General features: G+C 64.2%; 9 protein-coding genes. 1 reads left to right on the forward strand and 8 read right to left on the reverse strand.

Annotated elements, in window-relative coordinates; all coding sequences use genetic code 11:
- From U0L91_RS05460 to U0L91_RS05495, 8 genes are all read right to left on the reverse strand, one after another.
- Window positions 1-377 (reverse strand): PfkB family carbohydrate kinase (locus U0L91_RS05460; protein ID WP_330045187.1); only part of this gene is annotated, 377 nt, incomplete at its 3' end.
- Window positions 370-1878, reverse strand: coding sequence for a glycoside hydrolase family 32 protein (locus U0L91_RS05465; RefSeq protein ID WP_330045188.1), 1509 nt, complete (start codon window positions 1876-1878; stop codon window positions 370-372). The genes U0L91_RS05465 and U0L91_RS05460, both read right to left, overlap by 8 nt.
- A complete protein-coding gene (locus U0L91_RS05470) occupies window positions 1868-2530 on the reverse strand; it encodes a DUF624 domain-containing protein (protein WP_330045189.1) in 663 nt (220 codons plus the stop codon). The genes U0L91_RS05465 and U0L91_RS05470 overlap by 11 nt, the downstream gene beginning before the upstream one ends.
- Before the next feature lie 14 nt (window positions 2531-2544).
- The gene (locus tag U0L91_RS05475) at window positions 2545-4278 is read right to left on the reverse strand and encodes an InlB B-repeat-containing protein (RefSeq protein ID WP_330045190.1); all 1734 of its coding nucleotides are present in this window, start codon (window positions 4276-4278) and stop codon (window positions 2545-2547) included.
- An 87-nt stretch (window positions 4279-4365) separates the two neighbouring features.
- Window positions 4366-6186 (reverse strand): immunoglobulin-like domain-containing protein, encoded by a 1821-nt coding sequence (locus U0L91_RS05480; RefSeq protein WP_330045191.1) that lies wholly within the window; start codon window positions 6184-6186, stop codon window positions 4366-4368.
- 17 nt (window positions 6187-6203) lie between these two features.
- Window positions 6204-7913 (reverse strand): type 2 periplasmic-binding domain-containing protein, encoded by a 1710-nt coding sequence (locus U0L91_RS05485; protein WP_330045192.1) that lies wholly within the window; start codon window positions 7911-7913, stop codon window positions 6204-6206.
- Between the two features lie 31 nt (window positions 7914-7944).
- A complete protein-coding gene (locus tag U0L91_RS05490) occupies window positions 7945-8859 on the reverse strand; it encodes a carbohydrate ABC transporter permease (RefSeq protein ID WP_330045193.1) in 915 nt (304 codons plus the stop codon).
- Between the two features lie 18 nt (window positions 8860-8877).
- Window positions 8878-9849 (reverse strand): ABC transporter permease, encoded by a 972-nt coding sequence (locus U0L91_RS05495; protein WP_330045194.1) that lies wholly within the window; start codon window positions 9847-9849, stop codon window positions 8878-8880.
- 402 nt (window positions 9850-10251) lie between these two features.
- On the opposite strand from U0L91_RS05495, the gene U0L91_RS05500 reads away from it, so the two are divergent.
- Window positions 10252-11292 carry a LacI family DNA-binding transcriptional regulator gene (locus U0L91_RS05500; RefSeq protein ID WP_330045195.1) on the forward strand — a complete coding sequence of 347 codons (1041 nt, stop codon included), beginning with the start codon at window positions 10252-10254 and terminating at the stop codon, window positions 11290-11292.
- Window positions 11293-11495: the final 203 nt, after the last annotated feature.

The following is an 11495-nucleotide window of genomic DNA, read 5'->3' on the forward strand; positions in this document are numbered from 1 at the left end:
CAGCCGTCCAGCAGGCTCTTGTCCACCTCGTCGGGCCGCAGGCAGGTGTCGGCGCCCGGCTTGCGCGCAAAGCTGAAGGACCGGTTGCCCGTCGCGTCCAGCGTCACAAAGGCGAGCGTTGTGAACACCGCCGGGTCGGTCACGATGCCCTCGGTGCCGATGCCGAGGCGCTCCAGCGTGCCGGTCAGCAGATGGCCGAACGCATCGTCCCCCACCTTGCCGATCAGCGCCGTCGTGCAGCCGTACCGCTGCAGCGCCGCCAGGAAATTGCCCGGCGCGCCGCCGGGCTGCGCCTTGAGCGTCGGGTAGCCGGCCTCGTCGCTTGAGACCGGCGCAAAATCAATGAGCAGTTCGCCCAGCGCGACAACGTCAGACATCGGAATCCTCCTTCCGGTTCAGGTCAATGTCGTATTTTTCCACATTCATGAGCACCGAGCCCTCGGCGTCAAAGCTGATGGCCGTGGCCTCCTGCCGGGTGAAGATCGCCATGGTGGCGGCGGTCTCGCCGTCGTTGGCAAAGATTTCGACGCTGTACCGGTCGAGGATCAGCCGCAGTTTGAGCCGGCCGTCCCGCGGGGGCACCAGCAGGCTGCGGCTGTGCACGACATCGGCGTTGCTGCCGCTGTGGGTGCGGTCGATCTTGAGCACGCTGGTGTCGGGGCGGTAGCGGATCGTCGTCAGATAGGTGCCGTCCTTGGCAATCTGGAGGCGGAAGCAGCGGTACAGATCGGCGGCGGCCGGGCGGATCTCGACGGTGAGGTCGATCGTGCGGCCCTCGACGCCGGCAAGGGTGGTTTCGCCGCAGACCAGGACGTTCTGGTAGGTCACGGGGCGGCAGCGGTACTGTTCCAGCTCCCGCACGGGGTTCTGGAAGAGCCGCCCGCCGCGCACCGACAGTTCCCGCGGCAGCGACATCTGGCCGAACCAGCGCTGGTTGTTTTCGCGGCAGCTCAGGGTATTCCAGTTCTGCATCCAGCCGATCATGATGCGGCGGCCGTCGGGGGCGGCCAGCGTCTGGGGCGCATAGAAGTCGATGCCGTAGTCGATGGCCTGCACCTTCTCGCGGGTGAAGCGGTTGGCGGCGGCGTCATAGCTGCCGATCAGGCAGACCGTCCCGTTGCCGGCGTGGAATTCCAGCCCGATGGGGCTCATCTCCTGCGGGCTGACAAAGAGGATCTGTTTGCCGTCCAGCGGGAAAAAGTCGGGGCATTCCCACATCCGGCCGTACTGGTTGCGGGAGGCATCCACCGGCCCGACGAGGGTCCAGTGCACGCCGTCCTCGCTGCGGTAGAGCAGGATGGCGCCGCTGCCGTCGGCGGTGCGATTGCCCACGACGAGGCGCAGCGTGCCGTCCGGTTCCCGCCAGACCTTGGGGTCGCGGAAATCCACCGTGGACCCGCCGGCCGGCAGGCTGGCGGCGTCCAGCACGGGGTTGCCGGGCCATTTTTCGTAGTTGACGCCGTCGCCGAAGGCCACGCACTGGGTCTGGATTTCGGTCATCCGGCCGTCCTCGGTCAGGCGCTTGTGCACGCCGGTGTAGACCAGCAGCTGGCGGCCGTCCGGCATCTCGACGGCACTGCCCGAGAAACAGCCGTCCTTGTCATATTCCTGATCGGGGGCCAGGGCCGCGGGCAGACGCTGCCAGTGCAGGAAATCCCGGGTCTTGGCATGACCCCAGTGCATGGGGCCCCAGTCGGTGGAATAGGGGTGGTACTGGTAGAACAGATGGTATTCGCCGCGGTAGCAGGAAAACCCGTTGGGGTCGTTCATCCAGCCGATGGTGGGCGTCAGGTGAAAGACCGGGCGCTGGGCGTCGGTGATGAAGGGGCCGTACTGGGCCTCGAACGCCCGCGCCTTGGGCAGAGCTTCATGATTCATCCGTGTTTCCTCCTGTTGTGGAATCCTGCCGGGTTTGGGCATCTTCGGGCCGCAGGTGCAGCAGGAACACCTTTTCGATCAGGATGCTGCCGGCCCAGCAGACCGCCGCGGGTGCGACGAGGACAGCGCCGGGCAGCGCGAGGGACAGAACCAGCCCTGCCGCGAGGATGACGAGCATCTGGAGCGCCCGGACGGGGTGCAGCAGCATGAGCAGCGCGCTGAACCGCAGCACATCCCGCACGGTGCCGTTGAACCGGGCGGAGTAGGCGGCCAGGTAGAACCACCAGGTCAGGCCGAGCGCGCAGAGCAGCAGCGACACGCCGTACAGCCCGCCCATGGCCTGCCCGGTCAGGCGCAGCGTGCGGAAGACCAGCGCATCCAGCACGAGCAGGGCCAGCACCGCGATGGCCGCGAGGCCCGCCAGCGTGGAGCGGCGGAAATTTTCACGCAGGGCCGCGAAGTAGGTGTGCAGCAGCGTGCCTTCCTCCCGCCGCAGATACTTGTAGACGGCCGCATACAGCGCCGCCGTGGCGGCTGCCGCGGTCACGACCGGCAGGCAGCACAGCATCCACAGCAGGCTCAGGGCGATGCAGTCAAACAGCTTGGTCAGCCCCTGCATCAGCGGGCTTTCCGGATGGAACAATCCTTTCATAGCGGTTCTCCCGGTCACGGGCGGGTGTATTCCCGCAGCGAGGTGAAGGTGACGGTGTTGTTTTCGGCAAAGAGCTGGATGGGCTTGCCGCTGGCGCCGTAGATCCGCACCGTGAGTGCGGCCTGGCCGTCCAGGTAAAAGACGCCGACCGAGCCTTCCTGCAGGTAGGTGAAGGCGTAGGTCTGGCCGGGCTGCAGGTCCACGTCGGTCTCGGCGATGGGGGTGCTGCCCTCGTTGAAGAGCAGCCGGAGCTTGCCGTCGGCGGGAGAGAGGGAGATCAGCTTGTTTTTCTCGGGCTGGCCGTTGTAGTCAAAGCTCAGGCCGAAGGAGCCGGTCCCCGTGAAGGTGAACTCGCCCGAGAGCAGGAACCGCTCCTGGCAGGTGAAGGCGTCGGTATAGGTGTAGAGGGTGCCGGCCTCGACGCAGGTGTGGGTGTCGGGGATGGCGAGGGCGCGCCGGACCGAGAAGCTGTCCGCCACGGGCTGCGCCGGGGCGAGGCAGAGCGAGCCGTCCTCCCGCCGGACCAGCTGCTGGACGACAAGGTTGCCGCCCCACGCCGCCACGTCCTGGGTGGAGGAGGGAGATTCCGACCGCCGGGCCCAGCCCACCATGTAGGCGTTCTGGCCGTCCTCGACGTGCTTGGCGGCGTAGAACAGCTTGCCGTCCAGACGGACCGGCTCGCCGTAGGGGCCGTAGGGCGCCTGCGCCGTCGCATACCACAGCGTGTCGTCCTGGGCCGAGTAGGTCAGGTACCAGGTATCCCCGATGCAGAAGGTATCGCTGCATTCGAGGTTCCAGAACTCGCCGGTCGGGTCGGTGAAGATGATGCCGTCGTACTGCACCGTCTGCAGGTCGGCGCTGAGGGTGTACTTGAGGATGCGGGCCGTGCCGTCCTGGGAGGCGGTGACGGTCAGCGTGATGGCGCCGGTGGCGGGGTCATAGTAGGCCTGGGGGTCCCGGAAATCCCGCTTCTGGCCGAGTTCGGCGGGCGGGGTGATCTCCCAGCCCTCCATCTTCTGGAAGGAGAGCGGGCTGTCGCCGACGGCGACGAGGATCTTCTCGGCGTATTCCATCGCGGCGGAATCGGTGTGGCCGGTGTAGAAGAAGTAGTACCGGTCCCCGGCCTTGACGACCGAGCCGGTGCCGATCCAGCTGTCCTGGCCGCCCGAGCGGGAGGCTTCCAGCACGGGGTCATCGTACTCGGTGTAGCTGACGAAGTCCGTCGTCGTGGCCAGGTAGACCGAATGGTTGTAGGAGTCGCCGCCGTCCTTGAGGTAGTAGATGTAGTAGGTGCCGTCCTCATAGTAGGGCATCGGGTCGCCGACATAGGGCTGGCCGGCGCCGTCGCGGGCGGGCAGGAACCAGCTGGTGTAGTCGTAGGCGTCCTCCTGGCTGCCGGCCGTCGTCAGGTCGGAGAAGTCCTTGTCGGCGGCGGTATCGGTGATGGTGTCGCCGGTGTCGCGGTCCCAGCCCGCATAGAGGGTCATGTCCTCGCGGACCTTGTCGGCGGCACTGTCCCAGGGCTGGGTCAGGCCGGCGTCGCGGAACCAGCCCAGGAAGGTGTAGCCCTCCCGGGTGGGCGCCTGGACCTCCTGCACGGTCTGGCCGCCGGAAATCACCTGGCTGGCCGGGGTCTGGCCGCCGTAGTTGGCATCAAAGGTCACGGTGTACTCTGCGGGGGCGCAGCCGAAGAGGGCGCAGCCCACCAGGCAGAGCACCGGCAGAGCCGTTGTCAAGGTATGTTTCATTGTCGTCCCCCTGTGGAATTTTAAAAACGGCAAAGGGGGGATGCAGTTCCCTGCATCCCCTCTGCCGGTTGTGCCGGGGCAGCGGGATCAGGCCACGCTGCGCTGCAGAATCGTGATATCGGAAATTTCGATGGTGACCTCGCCCAGCGCCGCGGTGTCGGCGGAACCGAACTGGAATAGCATTTCAAAGTCCATGTCGGTGATCAGCGGGTCGGTGGTTTCAAAGGTGAAGGTCTGCTCCTCGGTGGTCAGATCCAGCCCCTCGGAGATCCGGGGGTCCCAGCCGCCCAGGGGGTTCAGGTAGAACCCGCAGGAGACCGGCTTGGATGCCTTGGCGGTGATCTGGACCGTGAAGTAGCTGTCGGCGGGCAGGGTGAGCGGATTGTCGCGGTGGCCGAAGATCAGCTTGTTGTGCCAGTCCACGGTGCCGCCCTGGTCGATGCGGTAGAACAGGCTGCCGTTCTCGGTCCAGATGGTGCCCACGCCGCGCTCGTTGTCCTCATCGGTGCCGTTGTAGACGGTCCACAGCAGGTCGGGGCTGGCCGAGGCGGCGATGCTCTCGCCGAAGTAGTCGATGGTCTTGTCGGTCTGCAGGTCGCCCTCGACGGTGCCGAACTCCAGGCCGGACACGGTCAGGGTGTTGGACGTCACGCCGTCGGCGGCGGTGCCCAGCTGCAGCCGGATGACCGGGTCGGTGACATCGCTCTCGGCGGTAAAGACGTTGGTGATGGTGGCCTGCTTGCCGGCTTCCAGCGAGATGCTGTTGAAATTGGCGCGGGCCTTGTCGGCCTGTTCGGCGCTCTCCACCAGGCACTCGGCGCTCTGGGCGTCGGCAGCCTGAACGGTCAGGCTGTAGTAATACTGCTCGCCGGCCGTCAGGGTTACACCGGGCAGGGCCAGGTCGCCCTTGATGCTCCAGACGCCGCCATCGGAGGAAGGATACGCGTCAATCTGGATGGTCCCGGTGCCGCCCGAGGCCGAGGCCGTGGCAGAGGCACCGTCCCCGGCCGTGACGCTCACCGCATCCGCGGCGGCAAAATCCGCGGTATAGACGGGCGTCTTGGTCTGTTCGCCGGTGATCTTGTACAGTTCGATCTTGTCAATGGTCACCGTGACGTTGGCCGGGGTGGTATCGGAGGGGTTGTCGGGGTTGGGGGTGATGCGGCCCAGGTTGAGCCGCAGTTCGGCGGTGCCGGCCGCGGGGGCGGTGAACTCCATCTCCAGCGGCGCCATCTCGGTGCCGATGGGCAGGTTGTACTCGCCGCCGAGGAAGCTGCCGTCCGCGGCAGCCTCATCCCTGGCCAGCAGGTGGGCGTAGGTCGGGGCGGTGGCCTTGGCCCAGACCTTGACCCGGTAGGTGGCGGGCTCGACGGCCACGCCGCTCTTGACGAGGGCGATGTCGGTGTCGCTGCTGCCCGGGTCGGTGATGGTAAAGACGTAGGCGCCCTGTTTGAGTTCGCCGGTGGCCTGGACGCCGTCGGCGATCTGGGCGGCCCAGCCGTGGGCATCCGCCTGGCTGGGAGCCGAGAAGTCAAAGCTCATCAGCTCGGTGGCCTCGCCGGCCTGGCGGGTCACCTTGAGGGTGGCGTAGGCCTTGCTCTCCAGACCGCCCTTGTCGGTGACGGTGTAGGTCAGTTCGTAGTCGCCGGGCTCGGTGGGGGTGGCCTTGCCGTTCTGGAAGGTCAGCTCGGGCAGCGAGGTGATGGACACCTTGCCGGTCACGTCGCCGTCCTCGGCGTCGGTGGCGGTGACGCCGGCCATCGCGTCAAATTCGCTGCCGGCCTCGACGCTCTGGTCCTGTACGCCGGTGATTTCCGGCTCGGTGTTCTCGCCCGAGCCGCACGCCGCCAGCGAGAGCGCCATGCAGACGCTGAGCAGGCCGGCCAGGGTTCTGTGTTTGTTGTTCATCGCGCAGACCTCCTCGTTCAGGATTCGGCGGACTCGGCGGTGGCGGAGCCGGAGATGTAGCGGTCGTAGGCGGCCTGGTAGACCTCCTGGATGGCGGTCAGGTTGGTGCGGCCGTTGAGGTCCTCGGTGAAGGTGGCCCAGTCGGCATCGCTGACGCCGCCGGTGGTCAGCCACTTGATCAGGTTGGTGCGGATGTAGTCGTTGAGGTTGGACTCATAGCTGCTGATGACGTTGAGCTCCTCCATCGTGAACTGCAGGTTGGGGGTGGGCTTGACGTTGGCCGGCACATACGGGGTGGCGTAGGCCTTGAGGCGCTCGAGGCGCAGCTGGGCACGGGGCTCCATGTGCACGACGTTGTTCCAGGCGTAGTCCGACAGGTAGCAGATGCCCAGAGGCGCGTTCTGCAGGCGCAGCTCGTCGGCGGTCATGTCGCCGGTCAGTTCCTTCTGGACCAGCATGCCGTTCTCATCGGGCTGTTCCTCATAGACGATGCCGATGGGGCCGTAGTTGATCTGGGCGGAGATGACCGGGTCATAGTAGCGGTCAAAGTAGGCAAGCAGCACTTCGACGTTCTCGACATCGTTGAAGAAGACCAGCTCGCCGGTGCTGATTTCGGGGTTGTTGGAGACGCAGATGGTCTGGTCGCCGTTGGGTCCGACCAGGGGCGCGCAGACGATGTAGTTCTCGGGGTTGGAGACGACGGTCTCGCTCTCCCACCAGTAGAAGGCGCCGTAGGTTTCCTCGCCCTTGCCGTTGGCCAGGAAGTTGTCCTGGGACTGCTCGAAGGAGACCATATCGATCAGGCCGTCCGAAACCCAGCCCGCGATGTAGTTGGTGGCTTCCTTGAACCGCTCGTCCTGGACGGTGTAGGTGACCTTGTCATCGACGATGACGCGGTGCTCGAGGTTGTCGTTGAGGCCGAACATGCCGTACAGGTCGCACTGGTTGCCCTGCCAGTTGTTGTAGACAAAGCTCAGCGGGCGTTCGTCGTCGGTCTGGCCGTTGCCGTTCATGTCGTTGTCGCGGAAGTAGGTCAGCATGGCGGCCATCTGGTCGGAGGTCAGGGTCAGGCCGTCCACGAGGTCGGCGTCGGTGATGCCGGTGACGGCGCCGGCGTCAACCGCCTGCTTGGCCCAGTTCTTGTTGAGGAAGAGCAGGTTGGGGTTCTGCAGCAGGCCCATCTCCTCGACGCGGGGCAGCGAGTAGATCTTGCCGTCCTCGCTGGTGATCTGGCTGCGGATGTCGGGGCGCTCCTCGAGGATCTTGGAGAAGTTGGGCATGTACTCCAGATAATCGCTGATGGGCAGCAGCACGTCGCGCTGGGCGTAGCGGATGATCTCGCCGGCGCTCATGCCCGCATGGTAGATGGCGTCGGGGCGGTCGTCGGCGTTGCCGAAGATGAGGTTCTTCTGCTGGCCGTACACCGACTCGGAGACATTCTCCCAGTTGACGGTGACGTTGGTCTGGTCATGCAGGTCCTGCATGATCTTCATGTCGTTGTAGTCCAGCGCCGAGGCGTTCTTGGACGAGTAGACGTTGAAGGAGATGGCGTCGGCGCCGGCATCGTTGAGGATGGGCGCGTCGGGGTCGGTCCACTGGAAGCCGTAGTTCTGCACGAGGGCATCCACGTCGGAGCTGCTCTTTTCGGCAGCGTTGTCCCCGCCGCCGCAGGCGGTCAGGGAGAGGGAAAACGCAGCCACGGTGGCAAGCGCAAGGAATCGTTTCATCGTAGTACCTCCATTGTGATCAGGGGTTGGCTCAGCCCTTGAGGGAGCCGATCATGACGCCCTGGGCAAAATATTTCTGGACGAAGGGGTAGAGCATGATGACAGGGGCGCTCGAGACAATGACCGAAACGTACTTGATCTGGTTGGCCAGACGGTACTGTTCGAGGATGGTCTCGCCGCTGCCGCCGGTGGTGCTCTCCGACGCGATGAGGATCTCGCGCAGGATCAGCTGCAGCGGGTAGAGGTTTTCGTCCTGCAGGAAGATCATCGCATTGAAGTAGCTGTTCCACTGGCCGACGGCGTAGTACAGCGCCATGACGGCGAGGATGGCCTTGGACAGCGGCACCACGAGGCTGAAGAAGATGCGGAACTCGCTGGCGCCGTCAATGCGGGCGGCCTCGACCAGGCCGTCGGGGATGCTGGAATCAAAGAAGGTGCGGGTCATGAAGAGGTTCCACACCGACAGCACCGACGGCAGGATGACCGACCAGGGGGTGTTGATGAGCTTGAGGCTGCTCATGACGTTGTAGAAGGGGATCAGGCCGCCGCCGAAGAACATCGGGATGATGAAGTAGATCATGAAGAACTTCTTGGCGATGAGTTTTTTGCGGCTCAGCGCCCAGCCGGCCGGGATGGTCACGACCAGCGAGAGCACCACCGTGAGCAGCGTGTAGATGATGGTGTTGAGGTAGCCGAGCCAGACATCGGTCCGCTTGAGGATGGCCTGGAAGCCCGAGAGGGTCAGCCCGACCGGGAAGAGGATGACCTCGCCGCCGAGCACGGCGTCCGGGTCCGAGATGGACGCGATGATGATAAAGTACAGCGGGTAGAGAATGACCACAGCCAGGAAGCCCAGCAGCAGGTAGTTCAGGAGGTAGAAGAGTTTATCCCCCAGATCCGACCTTCTGGCGTATGCCGGCCGTTTGGTACTGCTTTTGACGGACATCGTCACTGCCTCCTTTCCTTAGAACAGGGAATTCTCCGAGAAACGTTTGGACGTGGTGTTGGCGATGAAGAGCAGCACCACATTGATCACCGAGTTGAACAGGCCGATGGCGGTGGCGTATCCCTGGTCGGGGATGCCGGTCAGGCCCTGTTTGTACACATAGGTGGCGATGAGTTCGCTGACGCCGAGGTTGCCGTCGGTCTGCATCAGCAGGGCTTTCTCGTAGCCGACGCCCATCAGGCCGCCGATGGACATGATCAGCATGACGCTGACCATCGGCATGATGGCGGGCAGGTCGACGTAGAGGATGCGCTGGAACCGGGTGGCGCCGTCCAGGATGGCGGCTTCATGCTGGCCGGGATCGACGTTGGAGAGCGCCGCAATGTAGATGATGGCGCTCCAGCCGAAGTCCTGCCAGTTGCTGGACAGGATGTACATGGGACGGAAGGCGCCGCTTTCCAGGAAGTAGGAAATCCGCTCGCCGCCCAGCGAGGCCGCAATGTTGTTGACCAGTCCGTACCGGCCGAAGAAGAGCGTGAGCATACCGACCAGGACGACCAGCGAGATGAAGTGCGGCGCCGTGAAGATGGTCTGCAGCACCTTGCCCATCCGCTTGGATTTGAGGGCGTTGAGGGCCAGCGCCACGATGATGGGCAGCGGGAAGCCGATGATGAAGCCGAAGATACACAGCAGGAAGGTGTTGGACATCAGCGGCCAGAACTGGACGTCGTTGAAGAAGCGCACGAAGTTGTCAAAGCCGATCCAGCGGGTCAGCGGCGAAAGGATGGGGTCACCGGGCATGAAATCCTGGAACGCAATCAAGACGCCGTAGATGGGCAGATAGTTGAAGAGGAACACCACCAGGATGGCCGGGAACAGCAGTGCCAGCCAGGGCAGGCTCTCCTTCAGACGCTTCCATCTGCGGTTGCCCAGCATCCTGCCCGCAGCGGCCGGTTTGACGGCAGCCGCGCGGTTTTGCGTCATTTTCATTTGATTTCTCCTCTCTTGTGTTGGGATCGGGGTGTGCCGCCTGCCGCACGCCGCGGAAGTCGGTACACCGGGTTTCTGGCGGGCGGCGCGCACCGGAAACCCGCCGCCCTCCGGCGCAGGGTCTGCACAAGGGGCCGGCCCGTTGTGTGGTGTTTACATTATGTAAACACTGTTGTGCAATCCCTGTTGCCATCTCTGTGCTAATCGTAAACCCGTTTTGCCATTATGTCAATAGATTTTGCGTCTTAGGAAAAGAAAATAGCACTATCACCAAATTCTTCTTTCACATTTTATTCACGTTTACAATATGAAACCCTAGAAGTTTACACTTTGCACATCTTGCGTTTCCCTTTTCGGTATGGTATAGTAACTTTACAGTACACAACGTGGGAGGTTGGTCAGATGGCATTGCGCCGCGTAACGATTCAGGACATTGCCGATGCCTGCGGGCTGTCCCGGAACACGGTTTCCAAAATTTTCAACGGCCGGGGGAATGTCTCGCCGGCGACCCGGCAGCTCGTGCTGGACAAAGCGCGGGAGCTGCAGTATTTTCCCGCCGCCGAGCCCACTCCCGCCGCCCCCCGGACCGAGATGCAGACCATTGTGCTGCTGACCAGCCGGATGCCGGCGGACTATCACTTCGGCACCTTTTTCATTCCGGCCTTTGCGGACCAGCTGGGCCGGGAGGGTTACACGCTGATGATGTGTGAGGTCTCCGCCGCCGAGCTGCGCAGCCGCAGCCTGCCCGCCCACCTGCAGACCGACAAGACCGCCGGCCTGCTGACCATCGAACTGTTTGACCGGGATTACCTGGACATGCTCTGCGAGACCGGCCTGCCGGTGATCCTGGTGGATTCCTTTTACGGCGCGCACACCTCGCTGCTGCCCTGTGACACCATCTCGATGGAGAACACGGCCAGCACCTTCACGCTGACCAGCCGGATCATCGCGTCGGGCGCCCGCCGTCTCGGCTTTGTGGGGGATCTGCGGCACTGCAACAGCTTTTATGAGCGGTGGAGCGGCTTCTGCGCCGCGCTGACCCAGGCCGGGCTGCCGCTCGACCGCAGCTGCTGCATCCTGGACAGCGACACCTCCCCCTACCACGACATCGCCTGGCTGACCGCCAAATTCCGCGCGATGCCCCGGCTGCCCGACGCCTTTGTCTGCGCCAACGATTTTCTGGCCCTGCACATCATGGCGGCGCTCAAACAGCAGGGCATCGCAATTCCCGGCCAGATCATGGTCTCGGGGTTTGACGGCACGCCCCAGTCCGCCATTGTGGAGCCGTCGCTGACCACCGTGCAGATTCCCAGCGCCGAGATCGGCCGTCTGGCCGCCGACCTGCTGCTCGAGCGGATCGAGCACCCCGACCGGCCCCTCCAGAGCACCTACGTCAAGACCGTCCCGATCTGGCGCCGCTCCACCGAGCGCAGTGCCGTCTGAATTCTGTCAAAAAAAAGAGCATCGGACCCGCCCATCCGGGCATCCGATGCTCTTTTTTTTGATGGAATCTCAGAGAATCGCGCGGACCTCGTCCTCCGGCACGACGCTGTTGATGCCGCCGTGCGTCTGGGTCGGGAGGCTTGCCGCGCAGCAGGCAAACCGCGTCACCGCCCGCATCTCCTCGACGCTGAGCGCCTCGGGCG

Source organism: Gemmiger sp., from assembly GCF_036306485.1.
In the GTDB taxonomy this organism is placed as follows: domain Bacteria; phylum Bacillota; class Clostridia; order Oscillospirales; family Ruminococcaceae; genus Gemmiger.